Annotated in this window: 13 protein-coding genes; 5 read left to right on the top strand and 8 right to left on the bottom strand. The window is 40.0% G+C overall.

Going from position 1 to position 18,346, the window contains the following annotated elements:
* Window positions 1-5 precede the first annotated feature (5 nt).
* The 3 genes from pnuC (at window position 6) to HCG49_RS08220 (ending at window position 2,773) form a co-directional block, all read left to right on the top strand.
* On the top strand, window positions 6-611 hold the full coding sequence (pnuC, locus tag HCG49_RS08230) for a nicotinamide riboside transporter PnuC (protein ID WP_168469055.1): 606 nt from the start codon (window positions 6-8) through the stop codon (window positions 609-611).
* The gene (locus tag HCG49_RS08225) at window positions 580-1,605 is read left to right on the top strand and encodes an acyl-CoA dehydrogenase (RefSeq protein ID WP_240938659.1); all 1,026 of its coding nucleotides are present in this window, start codon (window positions 580-582) and stop codon (window positions 1,603-1,605) included. The genes pnuC and HCG49_RS08225 overlap by 32 nt, the downstream gene beginning before the upstream one ends.
* 457 nt (window positions 1,606-2,062) lie before the next feature.
* Window positions 2,063-2,773 (top strand): SDR family oxidoreductase, encoded by a 711-nt coding sequence (locus HCG49_RS08220; protein WP_168469054.1) that lies wholly within the window; start codon window positions 2,063-2,065, stop codon window positions 2,771-2,773.
* 2 nt (window positions 2,774-2,775) lie between these two features.
* Here HCG49_RS08220 and HCG49_RS08215 read toward each other — a convergent pair whose 3' ends face one another.
* From HCG49_RS08215 to HCG49_RS18740, 4 genes are all read right to left on the bottom strand, one after another.
* Window positions 2,776-5,526, bottom strand: a complete 2,751-nt coding sequence (locus HCG49_RS08215) for a PD-(D/E)XK nuclease family protein (protein ID WP_168469053.1) — start codon at window positions 5,524-5,526, stop codon at window positions 2,776-2,778.
* A gap of 66 nt (window positions 5,527-5,592) precedes the next feature.
* On the bottom strand, window positions 5,593-6,933 hold the full coding sequence (locus HCG49_RS08210; protein WP_168469052.1) for an OmpA family protein: 1,341 nt from the start codon (window positions 6,931-6,933) through the stop codon (window positions 5,593-5,595).
* 113 nt (window positions 6,934-7,046) lie between these two features.
* A complete protein-coding gene (kbl, locus tag HCG49_RS08205) occupies window positions 7,047-8,240 on the bottom strand; it encodes a glycine C-acetyltransferase (RefSeq protein WP_168469051.1) in 1,194 nt (397 codons plus the stop codon).
* Between the two features lie 11 nt (window positions 8,241-8,251).
* Window positions 8,252-11,371 (bottom strand): UvrD-helicase domain-containing protein, encoded by a 3,120-nt coding sequence (locus HCG49_RS18740; RefSeq protein WP_168469050.1) that lies wholly within the window; start codon window positions 11,369-11,371, stop codon window positions 8,252-8,254.
* A 119-nt stretch (window positions 11,372-11,490) separates the two neighbouring features.
* Here HCG49_RS18740 and HCG49_RS08195 point away from each other — a divergent pair, with 119 nt between their 5' ends.
* Window positions 11,491-12,099 carry a superoxide dismutase gene (locus HCG49_RS08195; protein WP_168469049.1) on the top strand — a complete coding sequence of 203 codons (609 nt, stop codon included), beginning with the start codon at window positions 11,491-11,493 and terminating at the stop codon, window positions 12,097-12,099.
* Between the two features lie 1,588 nt (window positions 12,100-13,687).
* Here HCG49_RS08195 and HCG49_RS08190 read toward each other — a convergent pair.
* The 4 genes from HCG49_RS08190 to purN all read right to left on the bottom strand — a co-directional run bounded on the left by HCG49_RS08190 (window position 13,688) and on the right by purN (window position 17,853).
* Window positions 13,688-15,586 (bottom strand): amidophosphoribosyltransferase, encoded by a 1,899-nt coding sequence (locus HCG49_RS08190; protein ID WP_168469048.1) that lies wholly within the window; start codon window positions 15,584-15,586, stop codon window positions 13,688-13,690.
* Window positions 15,587-15,631: 45 nt separating this feature from the next.
* On the bottom strand, window positions 15,632-16,558 hold the full coding sequence (locus HCG49_RS08185; protein WP_168469047.1) for a PfkB family carbohydrate kinase: 927 nt from the start codon (window positions 16,556-16,558) through the stop codon (window positions 15,632-15,634).
* A 90-nt stretch (window positions 16,559-16,648) separates the two neighbouring features.
* The gene (locus HCG49_RS08180; RefSeq protein ID WP_168469046.1) at window positions 16,649-17,284 is read right to left on the bottom strand and encodes a viroplasmin family protein; all 636 of its coding nucleotides are present in this window, start codon (window positions 17,282-17,284) and stop codon (window positions 16,649-16,651) included.
* Window positions 17,284-17,853 carry a phosphoribosylglycinamide formyltransferase gene (gene purN, locus HCG49_RS08175; protein WP_168469045.1) on the bottom strand — a complete coding sequence of 190 codons (570 nt, stop codon included), beginning with the start codon at window positions 17,851-17,853 and terminating at the stop codon, window positions 17,284-17,286. Before purN ends, HCG49_RS08180 begins: the two co-directional genes overlap by 1 nt.
* Before the next feature lie 159 nt (window positions 17,854-18,012).
* On the opposite strand from purN, the gene HCG49_RS08170 reads away from it, so the two are divergent.
* A complete protein-coding gene (locus HCG49_RS08170) occupies window positions 18,013-18,246 on the top strand; it encodes an acyl carrier protein (protein WP_008269813.1) in 234 nt (77 codons plus the stop codon).
* The last annotated feature ends 100 nt before the right edge of the window (window positions 18,247-18,346 follow it).

Genomic DNA, 18,346 nt, shown 5'->3' with positions numbered 1-18,346 from the left:
TAACAATGATAGAGGATTTTTTCACACACCTTACTTGGTTAGAAGCCTTGGGGACTGCCTTCGGAATTGCACAGGTACTGCTGGCAAGGAATAACAATGTTCATAATTATTTATTTGGGATAGTTTCCATTTTAGTGGGAATATATGTGCTTTATCATTCGCAGCTTTATGCCGATATCTTATTGAACATGTATTACTTTATAATGAGTATCTACGGTTGGGTATATTGGAAATTTGGACGTCAGAAAAAAGAAGCGGCCATTTCGGTATCCGATACCACGGAGCATTTAAAAGCTATGGGAATTGTATTGGGCTGTTTTCTTTTAATGGCCTATTGGTTGAGGTACCATACCAATTCCGATGTTCCCATTTGGGACGCCATTGTAGTGGCATTTGGCTGGGCGGGTATGTGGCTAATGGCCAAAAGAAAGCTCGAAAACTGGATCTATCTCAATATTAGCAATATCATAGCTATTCCATTACTGTTTTATAAAGGGTTGTATATATATGCGGGCTTGACGGTTTTTCTATTTATAGTAGCAACATCCGGGTATTTAAAATGGCTGTCAATCATAGAAGATGAAAGAAAACAATCATATAGAACAACTTAGAAATCTTTGTTTAAATGCAATGCAGTTTCCTACCGAAGTTTTGGAATGGATCGCCGAAAAAAATCTTTGGAGTTTATGGGTGCCAAAAAGCCATGGGGGATTGGAGTTGTCTTTTACAGCGGGACTGAGAGAGCTAAAATCATTGGCCAAGATAGACGGGAGTCTGGGCTGGACAATAACCTTGTGCAGTGGGGCCAATTTTTTTATAGGCAACCTGCAACCCGAAGCGGCCACTGAAATTTTTGGAGCGCCAGTAGCGCCTGTTTGTTTTGGGGGTAGTGGCGGGGTGTTTGGCATCGCAGAAAAACTGGGCAATACCTATAAAATTTCTGGACAGTGGCACTATGCAACGGGAGCTTCTTACCTGACGCATTTTACCCTGAATGCCAAGATCATTGAAAATGGCGAAGAATTGCAAAATAAGGATGGTTCGCCCGTGGTGCGCTCGTTTGTACTTCCTAAGGATAAGGTGGAGATCGTTGAGAATTGGAATACGATGGGTTTAAAAGCTTCCGTTACCCATTCCTTTGACGTAAAGGAGGTGGTTATAGATAAGAAGTACAGTTTTCTTTACAATCAGGTCTATTTAGACAGCCCCATTTTTAACATTCCCTTTTCGGTTTTTGCAGACCTCACCTTATGGGTGAATTATATTGGGATGGCCGAACACTTTTTGGAAGAAGCCGCTAAGCTTATCGCTAAAGAACGGCTGATAGGGTTAGAAACCGTATTGGACAGTGCCAATGAGAAGGTGAAGGGCTATGCTTTGGAAATTGAAAAAAGGCTTGGCGAGGAAGAGGTCTGTAGTGAAGACACCATTGAACGAATACATTCAGAGGCTGTTGAATCTGTCCAGAACATTTCCAAGGCGATAATGGAGCCTTATCCTTGGCTTGGGGTTTCGGCATGTCGTGAAGATCATCAGCTGAATCAGGTTTTTCGCGATTATTTTACGGCTACCCAACACCATATATTTACTAAAAGAAGAAGTTAGTAAGGACTGTGCTTGCAAATGTTTAACCGGTAGCATGTGATATCGGTGTATTTACAATTTCCCTGCTTTGCAACTGATTTTTTTCCGATTGCTACATTTCCAAATCTCACATTGATCAGGGTTTAATGATCATCGCGTTAGGGACCGCGGCGGCATCCCCGCAGCAGCGCAAGGGATATAGCCAAGGCCCCGCCCGACGAAGGAGGGAACGCCCATATAACAATAACAAGGGGTATTGGTACTTGAAAGGGCATCGTTTTTAGGACGAAATCCCACAGTATTGTAACTAGGACCGAAATAGCCATGGGGCGCGATAAAACAGTTCGCTGGATAAACAGTTTTAGGAGCGATTCTCCTATAGAGTTCCTTTTTGGCGTCCTATGATTTAAGAAAAAAATAACGCCTTTTCTTTCGGCCTCAGCGCATATAATTTTAACTTCACCTAAAACATAAAGCAATGGATTTAGTAGGAAAAGTAGCCTATATAACGGGCGGATCTAAGGGAATTGGCTACGGTGTGGCCAAAAAATTGTTACACGCAGGGATGAAAGTCGCCATCAGTGGGCGGACTTTGGAAACGGTACAACAGGCAGCGGAAAAATTGGGAAATGCAGATAATGTGTTGGCAATTGCTTCTGATGTAAGCAAACATGGAGACGAGAAGAAAGCTGTCGCTCAAATTTTGGAAAAATGGGGATCCTTGGACGTGGTCTTGGCCAATGCCGGGGTGGGACATTTTGCTCCTATAGATGAAATGTCAGATGCGCAATGGCATGCCATGATCGATACCAACCTTAATGGAGTGTTTCACACCTTAAAAGCTTCTGTAGAGGCCTTGAAGAAATCTAAAGGGTACTATATTAGCTTGGCTAGCCTTGCCGGGACTAACTTTTTTGCCAATGGTGCCGGATATAACGCGACCAAATTTGGCGTTGTTGGGTTTACCCAAGCGGCCATGTTAGACCTGAGGCAGTACGATATAAAAGTATCTACCATTATGCCAGGCTCGGTAGCTACCCATTTTAATGACCACGAACCTTCGGCAGAAGATGCTTGGAAAATTCAACCAGAAGATATTGGCGATTTGGTGCTTAACCTTCTGCATATGAATCCAAGGACCTTACCGAGTAAAATAGAGGTAAGGCCAACTCGTCCCGATAAAAAATAGGCTTATACCTCTTTTTCGGTCAATGGGATATTGCTATTACAGATCTCCGTAATCAGTTCCTGTAAGGCATTCATAAAAAGGGCCACGGTTTCTTGGGTGATGGATACATCCTTGGGACCGTAGCCCTTTTTTTCTTTGGTAGCAAAACTCAAGAGTCCCGCATTTAAATTTTTAAACGAAAATATACCGGCTTCTATAGTGTCTATAGGCCTAGTAGTATTATACATGATGGCATAACAAAGCAATTGAAAGGCCTTGCTATAGGTATAATCCTGAACGATGTCTTCCCAGTCAATGATTTCTACTTGGTTGCTTTGTACCTTTCCAGTCTTATAATCTATAATACGGACTACGCCGTCCTTTTCATCTATCCGGTCTAGTTTCCCCTTTAAAGTCACCGGGAAGGCTATTCCCGGAATGCTTAGGCTGATCTTAAGATTTTCTTCAATGCCCAAAATCTTAATCTTATGGTTCTTGACTTCTTTTAGTTCTATCCTAATAAAATTTTCTACGTACCGCAATACGACATTGAAGGCCAATAAATTTTTTCCTCGTGAAATATCGCCATCGGCATAGCTTTTTGCAAAATGCTTCAAGACCGTTGGCTTTATTTTGGCCTGCATGTTTTTAAGGATCTCCTCGCTTAAAAAGCCATTGACATATGGCTTGTACAAGTCTTCTAGGGTATCGTGTACAATGGTTCCAAAGGTATTGGCCGCAACGGTTTCTTCTACTTCCACAACATTTTCTATACCTAAAAGGTTTCTCTTGTAAAAATCTAAGGGATTCCTAATGTAGTTGCTCAAGGAAGTGGGAGAAAAGCCCTTTGCCGCATGGGCCTTGATCAGATCCATTAGCCCTAGGTCTTTTTCTATGGTCTGTAGGGTTTTGGTGGCCGTGGAAATCGCCGGGGCCGCAATTTTTTCGGTGATGTCCGCCATGATATTTTCATCGGTCTGCAATTGGGTGAGGAGTCGGCTTTTTTCCCCGCCCTCCAATACATCGGGCTCGGTATTGTACACTAAATAGATGTTCTTGGCTCGCTGTAATAAACGGTAAAAGTGATAGGTGTATACGGCGTCCTTTTCCTTATAGGTAGGTAGGCGGTATAACTTCTTTAAGTCGAAGGGAATAAAGGAGTTATTCGATTTTCCCGAAGGGAGTATGCCTTCGTTTACCGAGGTTAAAATAACGGTTTCAAAATCTAAGGTTCTACTCTCTAACATCCCCATTATTTGCAGTCCCTGTAACGGTTCTCCCTGAAAATCCAAGGTTTCGCTTCTCAGAAGATCCAAATAAAGACATTCTAAGGACTTTAAATCGTTGATGTAGGAATGCTTTTCTACCATTTCCTGAAGTTGATTGAAAATGGTGAAAAATTTATATAAATATTCTAATCCCAGGGCATCGTTGGTGTCTTGGAGCTTTCCTTTGAGGTTTTGGATAAGGAGCAAACACCTGTCCAGAAAGGCGGTTGCATTGGCATCTTCCTTAAAAAACAATAGCTCTACAAGGGAAGGATTGACCTTGGATAGGGTCGCTAATTTCTGTGGACTTACAAAGGCCCAGTTGTTTTGTTTTATGGCCGTGCTGATAACAAGGGCGGTGTCCTCTTCGTTTTCGGTTAAAAACAGTTGTATAAAGGGATGGGACAAAAAATCGGATACTTGTTGATAGTACCACCCTTGGCTTTCTTTTTTTAAATGAAGGTTCAGGTATTGCGAAAACAAACTCGCTAAAGGGGTATTCTTTAAGGGGTATCCCATGGTGATGTTGACGCTATCTATTTCTGCAGGGATGGCGTTTAACATGGGGTTTAACAGGGTCTCGTCTCCTAATACCAGGGCGGTGTTTTTAATGGCCTTTGGGTCCTTCTCATGGATTTCCGAGATGAGGTGGCCTACGTATTTTGTTTGGGATACATTTTTTGGTACCCCGATGATATTGATTTTCTTTTTGGATAAATAATTGGCTTTTACACCTTTTAAGGGTTGTCCCTTTAGGGCTGGCCAGGTATTTAGATGCTGTCGTATAAAGTAGCCGGCATCATGGATAGGGTCATCTAAAAAATAGGGGTCGCTGTCCCAATAGATATCGGCCTGGGTTTTGCTCAGGATTTGTTGGATAATAAAGGATTCGGCCGAGTTTAAGGCGTTAAAGCCAATGAAAACATGGGTCTTGTCTGCCGTTTCTGAAATATAATCGTCCAGATGTTTGCAAGCGTTTCGGTAAATGAGGCCTTGATGACCTAGGTCTTTTGCCAACAGCAGTTCGTTGAAAGAATGATAAAGGGTGCCTAGGTTATTCCAGAACTTCATATAATTCTGGACCATGTCGGACTTCTCTTCGGCCAAGGACCAATGGGTAATTTCTTGTATATCGGTGAGATAGGAAAAAATATCCTTGGGATCGATCAGGTAGCGATCAATTTCATTAAAATCCTGTAATAGGGTCTGTCCCCATTTGGCAAAAGTAGAAAAATTGTCTTTTTCTCCGCTTCCCGTCTGTAGGTAGGTTTCATAGAGGTAAAACAACTGCTCGGTATTTGTAGCAGCATTTAAATGTGAAATTTGTTCCACAAAGCTTTCTATGCTGAATATTTTGGGCGCGAAAAAATTTTTGTTCGCAGTCTTAGCAATTGCCGTACGCAAAAAGGTACCGGCTCTTTTACTAGGGAGTACTAGGATTAAATCGTCAATATTATGGTGGGATGCTAACAGGTCATCAACTACCTCTTGGAGAAAACTTTTCATACCCAAAAATAGAAAAAGCTCCGCAATTGCGGAGCTTTTTAAGTATAGTTTTAGGTGTGACCTATATTACTTCACTAAGTTGATTTCTACCCTTCTGTTTTGAGCTCTTCCTTTAGAAGTGTTGTTAGAAGCGATTGGCTTGTTTTCTCCATAACCAACAGCTGATAATCTAAACTCTTCAACACCCTTGTCAACTAAGAATTGTTTTACGGATAAAGCTCTAGACTCAGATAATCTTTGGTTTAAAGAAGCGCTACCTACGCTGTCTGTATGACCTTCTACAGAGAATTTAGCATTAGGATACTCATTCAAGATTGTGATAATATCAACCATTACAGAAGTAGATTCTGCTTTGATAGAAGATTTACCAGTATCGAATAAGATAGTTCTAGCATACTCGTTCAATTGTTTCTGAACTTCTGGAGTCACTTCAGGACATCCTTGGTTGGCTACCGTACCGGCAACATCTGGACATTTATCATCCTTGTCCAATACTCCGTCTCCGTCAGTATCAGGCCATGGGCATCCTTTGTTAGCGGCAGGACCAGCTTGTTTAGGACATGCATCGTCTTTATCGGCAACACCGTCACCATCAGCATCTGGACAACCGTTTAAAGAAGCAAGACCAGCTACGTTAGGACAAGCATCATCTTTATCGGCAATTCCATCACCATCAGTATCAGGACATCCGTTCATTTCTTTAGAACCAGCTTCGTTAGGACAAGCATCTTTGCTGTCTTCTATACCATCGCCATCGGCATCTGGACAACCGTTGAAAGCTTCCAAACCGGCAATTTCAGGACAAGCATCGTCTTTGTCGTATACGCCGTCACCGTCTGTATCTGTACCACCAAATTTAATGGCAAGACCAGCTAAGTGCTGAAAATGTTTTACACCGTAATCTTCAAAAGCGTGCTTGTAATTAGACTGTAAGGTAAGGCCAATGTTTTCTGTAAACCAAAGGTTAACACCAACACCACCGTTTACAGTACCGGCACCGATTTCATCGACCCAAGTGTATCCACCACCGATTTCAACGAAAGGATCAATGACTGTATTTTTTAAGAATCCGTATTTAATAGTTCCATCGACAGCGTAGTGCGACAAATCGTCAACACTAGTATCACCGAACTTGTCAATGCGGTTTAAAGAACCTCTGGCACCTATAGAAAATCCGTCGCCTACGTTTTTAGAGATACCTACGTAAGAGATTGATGGCAGAATATTCCAGTGGTCGGTTGCATTGAAGAACTCATTTCCAAAGCTGCTAACATCTTCGGTAGGAAACACGTCTATAGCGTTAACACCAAAACTAACCTGCCAAGGGTTGTTCTCGTCCTGCGCTTGTACATTGTTATATCCCACAAAAAGTAGAGCAACAACTAATAATTTGCTAAGATGTTTCATGTTCAATTATTTAAGTTATAAGTGTTTATTTCTAACAAATGTAAGTTGTTAAAATTTATTAACAAAATGATATTCCTATTATTTTAACACTTTAAGGAGGTTAAAACCTACATTTAGACGATGTTAAGTTCCTTTCCTACTTCAGTAAATGCCTTAATGGCTCTGTCCAAATGCTCCTTTTCGTGAGCAGCCGAAAGTTGTACCCTAATCCTTGCTTTGTCCTTAGGAACTACCGGAAAGAAGAAGCCGATCACATAAATTCCCTTTTCCAATAGCATATTGGCCATGGTCTGGGAAAGCTTGGCATCGTAAAGCATAACAGGTACAATAGCCGAATCTCCGTCAATAATATCAAAACCGGCCTTTTTCATTCCCTCTTTGAAATATTTGGTATTTTCCTCTAATTTATCGCGTAGGGTAGTATCGTTTTCCAACATTTCGAACACCTTAATAGAGGCGCCAACAATGGCGGGAGCCAAGGAATTGGAGAATAAATAAGGTCTAGATCGCTGTCTTAACACTTCAATAATTTCCTTCTTACCAGTGGTATATCCTCCCATGGCACCTCCCATGGCCTTTCCTAAGGTTCCGGTAATAATGTCTATTTTTCCCATAACCCCTTTCTCTTCCAAAGTCCCTCTTCCTGTAGGTCCTATAAATCCGGTCGCATGGCACTCATCTATCATCACCATGGCGTCGTATTTGTCGGCCAATGCAGAGATTTCGTCCAATGGAGCTACTAAGCCGTCCATTGAAAATACCCCATCGGTAACGATTATTTTAAAACGGGCATTGTCTTCATTGGCTTGTTGAAGCTGCTTTTCTAAATCGGCCATATCATTATTGGCATAACGGTATCTTTTCGCTTTGCACAAACGAACCCCGTCTATAATAGAGGCATGGTTTAAGGAGTCAGAAATAATGGCATCCTCGGGCCCTAATAACGGCTCAAATACGCCACCGTTGGCGTCAAAGGCAGCTGCGTAAAGAATGGTGTCCTCGGTGCCGTAAAAATCGGCTATTTTCTGTTCTAATTTTTTGTGGATGTCCTGAGTACCGCAGATAAAGCGCACAGACGACATTCCAAAACCATGAGTGTCCATGGTGTCCTTGGCAGCTTGTATTACTTCTGGGTGGGATGACAACCCTAAATAGTTGTTGGCACAAAAATTAATCACTTCTTGGCCCGTAGATATCTTAATAACCGCATCTTGGGGAGTGGTAATAATCCGCTCCTCCTTATAAAGTCCGGCCTCTTTTATCTGGGCCAGTTCGTTTTGTAAGTGTTCTTTAATTTTTCCGTACATGTGATATAATTTTAAATAAATTCTAAGGTAATATCTTCGTTGATATAAACAATGATTTTGTGTTCAATTTTATAATCCATCTCCACTAAAACATCGGCATAAGCGTATAATTGTTGGTAGTAATTTGGATTTCTTTTTCCGGTTTTGTAATCTATAATCGTGGCCTTGTTTCCTTGGATCACCAAACGGTCTGGACGTAATATGGCACCTTCTTTGGTTATGATATCCTGTTCGTTCTTAATGGTATTCCCTTCCTTGTAAAAGGCCTTTAGTTTAGGGTGCTGTACAATAGCGTGCAACTTGTTTTTTATGATATCGACCTCTGCCTTGGGCAAATCGCCTTTGTTTACTGCAATGGCAATAGCATTATCTATATCTTTTTCGGTTTCTATTTCCCCTAAGATATGGTGCAAAAGATTTCCTTTGCTTAGGGCGTCTTCGCGGGTAGTATCCCAAAGCGCACCGGCATTGGTGAGGATATTAAAGCTTTCCCTATCCTTATGGGTGTACAGATAAGGGACCGTCGCCTGTGTGTCTTGTTGGTGATCAGCGTCCTCGTTGGTTTCAAGGGCTCCAAAAACGTAGGAGTATTGGCTGTCTTCCCAAAGGTTTTTTTCCTTTAAATAATGGATAAAAAGTCCGGAATATAGGTTGGTTTTATGGTTTCCTTTAGCGTCAACATCTTTCTTGGTAATTACATACAGTGCCTTTTCTGCTCTGGTAAGGGCAACGTACAAAATATTAAAGGCATCTAATTCTAATTTATGCTGTTCTTCGTTGTAGATGGTTCCGGCCTGTTCGCCGTATTGGAGTACTTCTTGTTTTTTGTTGATCAATATTTCTTCAAATCCCCCAAAAGTATCGGGGTCTACCTGAAGCCATAATTTAGCATCAATTTCCTCGTATATATTAGTATTGGCAAAGGGAAATATAACAATAGGGAACTCTAGTCCCTTAGATTTATGGACGGTCATTATTTGTACCGCATCTAAATTTTCCGGAGCGGTAATACTTAAGCCTCCCTTTTTCTTTTCCCAATGGGCTAAAAATGCCTGACTATGGGTTCCTTCCTTTTGTTCAATTTCGAGCACTACATCCATCAAATAGGTCAGATAGGCATCGGAGGTGTTCGCCAATTGAAATTTCTTAATCGCGTATTCCAAACCATCATAAACAGAAGAATGCTTGATGATTTCTATATTAAAACTGTACTCTTCTAGGAACAACGCCCCTAAATCCTGAAGGTGGCCGTGTATAAAGCGGTGCTGATCTTCTTTTCCTTCCGAAAGAAAACTAAGAAGGGAAAAACAAACCTCTAGGTCCTCCGGATGTAGGCTATACTGTAATAAATTGACCAAAAACCGAACCTTAGGGCTGCTGTTGAGCAGTAAGGTTTCGGAAGAAATTATGGGGATGTTCTTTTGGGTTAAAAAGTCGGCCAAAAGCACCCCGTGCTTGCGTTTCCTGGTCAGGATGCAAATATCTTTTAATGGGTATTTTTTTTCTCGGACTTCTTCAATGGATTTTAAAACGGCTTCGCAATACACCTCGTTTTCGTGCTGTTCATCGTTGTCCTCAATGAAGTCTACTTGTACCAGACCACCCTTTCTGCGGTTGTATTCTTGCTGGTTTCCTTCTAGAAACAAGTGTTGGTATACCTCGTTTTCTAAAAACTGACTGGTGGTTGTAAAGAAATCATTGTTGAATTTAATAACTTCTTCATGACTTCTGTAATTGGCAGGAAGGTTGGCCGTTGAAGGTAGAAAAACAAACGGATTTTCGGTTTCACTGATTAGGTTTAGGAATTGTTCTGCTTTTCCGCCCCGCCATCTGTAAATGGCCTGTTTGGCATCGCCCACCAATAATAGAGACCCTTTGTTGTCTTGGTCTTCAAAACCTTCAAGGGCATTGGCTACCAATGGAATTAGGTTGTTCCATTGCATTTCTGAGGTGTCCTGGAACTCATCTATAAAATAGTGGCGGTATTTTTCACCAATACGTTCGTAGATAAACGGCGCTGGCTGATCCTTAATCTCATTGGAAATAATACGGTTAAAAGAGGAAATAGGTAAAATATCGCGCTCCTTTTCCAGGGCTTTAATTTCTTGCTGTATGGCATTCAATACCGTCAAGGGAACAATATTGCTGTAGCTGTTCTTTACCAAGAAAAGAATAACGATATTTTCCTTGATTTCCTCGAACATCTCCACGAAAGTGGGGTGAAGGCCATCGAGAATATCCTTTATAGGTTGTTTACAGGTCTTGGCATATAATGGATCGGTGGCAAAATTTTGCTGCCACTGCGCATCAAATTTGTTGACAATCGTCCCTTCGGCAATTTTGATGATGAATTTAGGGAAATAGCCCCCTTTAAAATTTTTGGTATCTAGTCCGTTGTCATTAATGATGCCTAGGATGGCATTGGCATCTTCCAGGATTTTTTCATGAAGCATCTTAATTTGGGATACCAGGATTTTTTTAAGCCCTAAAAAATCGTCTATGCTTTTGCCTTCCAGTTTTTTTAGGTGATCGGCCTGATTCTCGTTAAAAAGAAGTCGCCCTATTTTGTGCAGGTCCAAGGAGACATCCCAGCTTTTGTCATCGTCAATTTTTTCCAGGGCAAAATCGACCAATACCTTGGTCAATTGTTTATTGGAGCCGGCCTTGTTAAGGAGTTTGGCAATGGCCTCGTCCAATAAAAGGTCGGTGTCTAATACTACCTCAAAATTTTGTGGCAATTTTAGATCTTTTGCAAAGGTGCGGATGAGACGGTGGGTAAATTTATCGATCGTAGAAACATCGAAAAAGGCGTAATTGTGTAAAATTTCCTTTAAGGCCTTTTTGGCCCTTAGGCCAATGGTAATGGCATCGGTGTCCAATTCCTTGGAAATATCGGCCAGCATTGGCGGAACTTCTTGGTTTTGTTTTACTTGGCTAAAAGTAAATAGACTTCCCAAAATACGTTGCTTCATTTCATTTACCGCCTTATTGGTAAAAGTAATGGCCAAAATGTTGCGGTAATTTTGATTGAAATTAGGGGAAAGAATAATTTTTAAATACTCTTTGGCAAGGGTATATGTCTTTCCTGACCCAGCAGAGGCGTTGTAAATTTTATATGGAGCGTCCTGCACGATGTTTTGGCTGCAAAATAAGCATTATTCAACAGTTCTTAACATATTATTAGTGGAAATTGTTGTTTAAAATTGTAGCTTTGGACTACAACAATATTTAACCTTAAAAAGATAAAATTATGGCTTTTGATTTACCTAATTTACCATATGCTTACGATGCGCTAGAACCACATGTTGATGCTAGAACTATGGAAATTCACCATACGAAACATCACAATGGCTATACTACCAACTTAAACAACGCAATTCAAGGTAGCGATTTGGCAAATAAGTCTATTGAAGATATTTTAACGAACCTAGACATGTCTAATGCCGCTGTAAGAAACAATGGTGGTGGTTTTTACAACCATTGCTTGTTTTGGGAAGTAATGTCTCCAAACGGAGGAGGAACTCCAACAGGAGCCTTGGCTACGGCTATTGATGCCGCTTTTGGTTCTTTTGAGGCTTTTAAAGACGCCTTTTCTAAAGCTGCTGCAACAAGATTTGGATCTGGTTGGGCTTGGTTGTGTGTTCAAAAAGGTGGGAAAGTAGAAGTTTGTTCTACGGCGAACCAAGATAACCCATTGATGCCAGAAATAGGTTGTGGTGGATTCCCTATCTTAGGATTGGATGTTTGGGAGCACGCTTACTACTTGCATTACCAAAACAGAAGACCAGATTATATCAACGCATTTTTTAATGTTGTTAACTGGGAAAAAGTTTCGGCCTTGTACGAAGCAAACAAATAAGAAGTCTTTATTTTAAAGCATAACATTACCTTTAGTTCTGGTAATGGTCATAAAAACAAACCTCTCGATCTTTTCGGGAGGTTTTTTTGTTTGCTGTAAATAGAAAAAGGTGGAGAAATCTCCACCTTTTTCATCCCAAATCTTACCATAAACTTAACCTACTTATGCTATGGCATGACTAAAATACTTTGAATGTGAGAATAATCAAAAGAAAATCAGGAAAATTATGTTTAAATAAATATTTAAGGAGAAGATTATTTTAAGGTGGGCAAAAAAAGTAATTATAAATTACTGGTATATAGGTGCTTATATGTTGTTTTAAAGGGGTTTAGGTTTTTTGTGATTATAAAAAATAGTTCTTTTTTGTAGCGAAATTCCGACTGTTTAGGCTTTCGTCATCGCTAAAATGGTGATGGTGGCCATTGTGTTGGCAGGTGAAATATCTTGGTTTGCTAAGATTTAGATTGGGCGGTAGACTACTTATTTAGGGGGAATCTAGGGGGTGATAAAATTAAAAAGGCAGAGCTGTGCTCTGCCTTTTTCCCCAAATCTTACCATTAACTTAACCTACTTATGCTATGGTCCTCCAAAAATAACGCAAAGGGTCTTGGTGGGGAATACTTTTAGTTGAACGTCGTTGATAATTGGTTGAAATGCTTTTTTAGGAATATTATGTAAGGCATTATAGGATTAGGATAGCATTTGGAAGGTATTTTTGGTTAAAATTAATCAGATCTATACACTTTTAAGGTATTTGGGCGTTCCCTCCTACGGCGGGCGGGCCCTTGGCTGTATCCCTTGCGTTGCTGCGGGGATGCCGCCGCGGTCCCTAACGCGGAATACAATGTACAATTAGCAATGTGTTTAATGTACCTATTTGAGAAAAGGCATAAGAACCATGAATATGGGCAATGCCTTTATACATATGTATAAACACTTTTGAAGTTGGAAGACTTTGAGGAGATGATTATTATGTACGCTTCACCCTTTATTGCTAATTTTTTTTCATTGTTTATTGCTAACTACTTAATATTCATTGTAAATCGGCTATAGCCAAGGTCAATGCACCAGCTGGCCCCTCCCTGTAATTGCAGATCGTTGCATTCGCAGTGCGCTCCTCTTTTTTCTTTACTCTATTTTCTTATTTCTTATTGAAAATGACTGCAACCAACGCCAACACACCAGCTGGCTCCTCGAGATAAATGTAAATCGTTGCATTTCCATCTCGGCCTCTCTTTTCTTTTATCCAATTGAAATTGTACACTGCATTCCGCGTTAGCTAGTGCAGCGGCATCCTTTTTTAGAGGGCCATGGGGCCTTTAAAAAAGATACAGCGAAAAGAGCGACCCGATAGGGGAACGCCCAGGTACTATGAATGTTTTAAGGATCGATTATAATAATCGGAAAATAAAAAAGGCAGCGCTGTGCGCTGCCTTTTTTGCCCCAAATCTTACCATAAACTTAATCTACTTATTCTATGGTGACACTAAAGTAGTGGCAATGAATAAGTTTATGTTTATAAAGACGATAATATGTATATATCAACGATAAATTGCCACGTAATTGTGTAGTTCATCGATAAAATATTTTAGTAAGCACGTTCGTTTTTGCCTTCATAAAAATTGATAAAGGCTCTGTTAACCACTCGGTTACCACCTGCTGTTGGGTAATCTCCGGTAAAATACCAATCTCCTAAATTCTTAGGACAGGCTTCATGTAAATTCTCTACCGTTTGGTAAATAATCTGAACTTCGGCCTTAAGGTCTGGTGGACTTAACAATTCACCGATTTTTTCCGAAACTTCTTCAGGGGTAAAGGGCGCGTAAAATTCTTTTACATAGTTTACGATTTCTGAATCTGGCATGTTCACCTGAGTTAAACATTTCTGATAAATCTCCTCAACAAGATGCATGGTATTTTTATCTTGGTGTAAGGCCAATGCTGCCTTAAAGGCAACAAAGTCTTCCAATTTAGCCATATCTATACCGTAACAATCGGGATAGCGTATTTGTGGAGCCGAAGAAACAACGATAATTTTCTTAGGTAATAAACGATCTAATATTTTTAGGATACTCTTTTTAAGAGTGGTACCTCTCACAATACTGTCATCTATGATAACTAAATTATCGTCCTTTTTTACAGAACCATAAGAAACATCGTATACGTGGGCCACTAAATCGTCCCTGCTGCTATCTTGGGTAATGAAGGTTCTAAGCTTTGCATCCTTAATAGCTACCTTTTCTATACGTGGGCGTACCTCTAGTATTTCGTGTAGTTCTGCTGCAGTGATTTCGCGACCAATAGAAAGAATTTGTTCTTCTTTCTTTTTGTTCATATAGTTCTGTGCAGCAATCACCATCCCGTAAAAGGAAGTCTCCGCGGTATTTGGGATATAAGAAAAAACAGTGTTTTTAATATCCTCGTCTATAGAGTCTAGAATTTGTGGAAAAAGTAATTTCCCCAATTGCTTACGCTCTTGGTATATTTCTTTGTCACTACCTCTAGAAAAATAAATACGTTCAAAAGAACAAGCCTTTCTTTCGGTCGGCTCTATTATTTTCTTAAACTTAACGGTACCGTTCTTTTTAATGATAATGGCGTGTCCCGGATCTAATTCCTTCACCTCTTCAAAGGGAACGTTAAATACGGTCTGTATAGCAGGTCTTTCAGACGCTACTACTGCAATTTCATCATCTTGGTAGTAGTAGGCAGGTCTTATTCCGGCTGGATCTCTCAATACAAAAGCATCTCCATGTCCTAGAAGTCCGGCCATGGCATAACCACCATCGAAGTTCTTTCCTGCTCTTTTTAGAATTTTACCCACATTTAATCGGTCGGCAATAAGCGGAGAGGCTTCTCTCTTGTTAAATCCTTCCTTTTTAATGTCTTTGTAAAGTTTGGCTACGGCGTCATCTAAAAAATGACCTATTTTCTCCATTACGGTAACCGTATCTGCCTTTTCCTTGGGGTGTTGTCCTAATTGAATAAGGTTGTCAAAAAGTTCGTTAACATTGGTCATGTTAAAGTTACCCGCAACGATAAGGTTTCTGTGCATCCAGTTGTTCTGTCTTAGGAAAGGGTGAACGCTTTCGATGCTGTTTTTTCCAAATGTCCCGTATCTAACATGTCCTAAAAGAACTTCTCCAATGTATGGAATGTGCTTTTTCTGTTTGGCAACATCATCGGCATATTCCGGATTCTCTTTCATGGAAGAATTGATCCGATCGTTGATTTGGGCAAAAATGTCCTGTATCGGTTGCTGATCTATAGATCGGACCCGGCTCATATAGCGTTCCCCAGGATCCATATCTAGTTTAATACTTGCAAAACCAGCACCATCCTGACCACGGTTGTGCTGTTTTTCCATCATTAGGTACATCTTATTTACCCCGTAAAAGGCTGTACCGTACTTTTCTTTATAATATTCCAACGGTTTTAATAACCGTATTAAAGAAATCCCACATTCGTGCTTAATGGCGTCGCTCATTGTCTGCTTTAAAATTAAAATGCCCCGTGATTACAGGGCATGTTTTTATTGTAGTTCTATGTCAAATTGAGTTAACTCCTTAAATTGGAGTAATCTTTCGTTTGCTTCTTTCTTTTGTAAATCTTCCATACGTTCGGTTCCAAAACGTTCTACACAAAATGAAGCAAGGTTAGATCCGTGGATGACGGCCCGCTTTAAATTGTTAAAACTGATGTTTTCCGTTTCCGTCAAATAGCCAGCAAAGCCACCAGCAAAAGAATCGCCTGCTCCGGTAGGATCAAAGACTTCTTCTAAAGGTAGGGCAGGAGCAAAGAATACTTCCGTTTTATGAAACAAAAGTGCACCGTGTTCGCCTTTTTTGATCACCACATATTTAGGGCCCATTTGCTGAATTTTTTCTGCAGCTTTTACCAAAGAATATTCGTTGGTCAGCTGTCTTGCCTCCTCATCGTTAATGGTAATTACGTCTATATGCGCTATGACCGCCATAAGTTCAGTTAAAGCATTGTCCATCCAAAAGTTCATAGTATCCAGTACTATTAGTTTTGGTCGTATCGCCATCTGATTAATTACACTCATTTGTGTACTTGGGTGTAAATTTCCCAACATCACTACGTCTGCGTCCTTAAAATTTTCTGGAACTACCGGTGAAAAATCGGCCAATACATTCAATTCCGTCACTAGGGTGTCCCTAGAATTTAAATCGTTGTGATATTTGCCTTTCCAATAAAAACTTTTACCTCCTTTCACCACCTCCAAGGACGAAACGTCAATGTTTTTGTTGGTGAATAAGTCCATATGTTTTTTCGGAAAATCATCTCCAACCACTGAAACAATGGCAGATTTGATATTGAATTGTGAAGCGGCTAGGCTAATATAGGTCGCTGCGCCCCCTAGAATTTTATCCGTTTTTCCAAAAGGAGTTTCGATAGCATCAAAGGCAACGGTACCTACAATTAATAGTTTACCCATTAAGTTTAAAAATTTGCTGCAAATATACGATTTTGAACTACTAATTCCATGAGAATAAGAAGTTCAAAATTCATAAAAAAATATTAATAGTTATTTTCGTCCAAAATCGGCCGGAATTTCTCCCCAAGCTTTTGTTTCCCATTTTACGATGGTAGTGGTGTATGTATTGGCGTTAAGCCATGCTGTTGCCCGCCGTACCAATTCAAAAACATCCTTGTTTTGCTCGGTTTCTTGTAGTAGGGAATTGCATTTCTTTTTGCGCACCCAACTCATGGCAGTTCTAGAATCGGTATATAGAATACGATTGCTTTGATGTTTTTTTAAAAAGGCCAATCCGTGAACCAGGGCTAAAAACTCTCCTATATTATTGGTACCCTGTTTAAAAGGTCCTTGTCTAAAGAGTTCTTTTTTTGTTTTGGTATCTACGCCTCTATATTCCATGATCCCCGGATTGCCGCTAGAAGCGGCATCTACGGCAATAGAATTGTAATTGGGAGCCCCAATTTTTAAAAGTTGCTCCTTGGACAGACTGGACCCAGTCGATTTTTTACCTTTAAAATCGTCATAATTGCCATCAAAGGCCTTTTTTGCCTCTTCTAGAGTAAGAAAAGATTTGTATTGGGCCCCCTTATATTCTGAAATAGCGGCTTTACACTCCTTCCAACTGCGATAAATACCGGGAGCCTTGCCTTTCCAAACCGTATAGAATTTTGATTTTTTGGACATTAATGTTCAAATAATAGTTTTTCGATGACCTTAGGGAAATGTTCGTATTCCAATGCGTGTATTTTTTCGGCAATAGTATCGGGGGTGTCCTCAGGGGCTAAGGCTACTGAAGCTTGTTTAATAATAGTGCCCTCATCGTAATGTTCGTTTACATAATGTATAGTGATACCGGTTTCTGTTTCTGCATTTTCCTTTACTGCCTTGTGAATATGCATGCCGTACATCCCTTTACCGCCGTATTTTGGCAGTAATGCCGGATGAATATTGACAATTTGGTCCGGGAAAGTCTTGATTAGGTTTTCGGGCACCTTCCATAAAAAACCAGCCAATACTATAAGGTCTGGCTTCATTGCTTTTAAAATATCCAAAACAGCTTCAGATTCATAGAACGAATGCCTATTAAAGTAAAAAGCGCTTACATTGAGACGGCTACAGCGGTCAAAAACCTTGGCATCTTTCTTATTTGATAATACACAGGCGATATGAACCTGAGAATTGTCTTTAAAATGATGAATTATGTTTTCAACATTAGAACCAGAGCCAGATGCGAATAGAACAATACGTTTCATGAGGGGTGTAGGGCTTAAAAATGAAAATTATTTTGGGCAAAATTAACACTCTTGTGTTTAATTTTATTAATTTAGGACACATTTCGCAGACAAATGGTGTTATTATACTAAAGTTTTTTATTTTTGCCATCAATTTAAATTTTTAAAACAGAAATTATTATGTCAGACATTGCATCAAGAGTAAAAGCTATCATCGTAGATAAATTGGGTGTTGATGAGAACGAAGTTGTTACTGAAGCTAGCTTTACTAACGACCTAGGAGCGGATTCATTGGATACTGTTGAGTTGATAATGGAGTTCGAAAAAGAATTCGACATTCAGATTCCAGACGATCAAGCAGAGAACATTGCAACAGTTGGTCAAGCTATAAGCTATATCGAAGAAGCCAAGTAATTTTATGATTTCTTGTACAAGTTTCAAAATTATCCATGCGGTAACAGTGCCACATGGATAATTTTTTTTAATTTACACTTAACTTAATAAGTAAACAAAA

The organism is Arenibacter sp. 6A1, from assembly GCF_012272855.1.
Classification (GTDB): domain Bacteria; phylum Bacteroidota; class Bacteroidia; order Flavobacteriales; family Flavobacteriaceae; genus Arenibacter.
Note: the sequence above shows the minus strand (reverse complement) of the source record. Positions and strands in the feature narration are given on the sequence as shown.

Coding starts and splice junctions, on each gene's coding strand:
- HCG49_RS08210 (WP_168469052.1), bottom strand. CDS start 6,933: ATGAAACATCTTAGCAAATTATTAGTTGTTGCTCTACTTTTTGTGGGA.
- HCG49_RS08180 (WP_168469046.1), bottom strand. CDS start 17,284: ATGTCCAAAAAATCAAAATTCTATACGGTTTGGAAAGGCAAGGCTCCC.
- HCG49_RS08215 (WP_168469053.1), bottom strand. CDS start 5,526: ATGAAAAGTTTTCTCCAAGAGGTAGTTGATGACCTGTTAGCATCCCAC.
- HCG49_RS08170 (WP_008269813.1), top strand. CDS start 18,013: ATGTCAGACATTGCATCAAGAGTAAAAGCTATCATCGTAGATAAATTG.
- HCG49_RS08220 (WP_168469054.1), top strand. CDS start 2,063: ATGGATTTAGTAGGAAAAGTAGCCTATATAACGGGCGGATCTAAGGGA.
- HCG49_RS08225 (WP_240938659.1), top strand. CDS start 580: ATGAAAGAAAACAATCATATAGAACAACTTAGAAATCTTTGTTTAAAT.
- HCG49_RS08185 (WP_168469047.1), bottom strand. CDS start 16,558: ATGGGTAAACTATTAATTGTAGGTACCGTTGCCTTTGATGCTATCGAA.
- kbl (WP_168469051.1), bottom strand. CDS start 8,240: ATGTACGGAAAAATTAAAGAACACTTACAAAACGAACTGGCCCAGATA.
- HCG49_RS08195 (WP_168469049.1), top strand. CDS start 11,491: ATGGCTTTTGATTTACCTAATTTACCATATGCTTACGATGCGCTAGAA.
- pnuC (WP_168469055.1), top strand. CDS start 6: ATGATAGAGGATTTTTTCACACACCTTACTTGGTTAGAAGCCTTGGGG.
- purN (WP_168469045.1), bottom strand. CDS start 17,853: ATGAAACGTATTGTTCTATTCGCATCTGGCTCTGGTTCTAATGTTGAA.
- HCG49_RS08190 (WP_168469048.1), bottom strand. CDS start 15,586: ATGAGCGACGCCATTAAGCACGAATGTGGGATTTCTTTAATACGGTTA.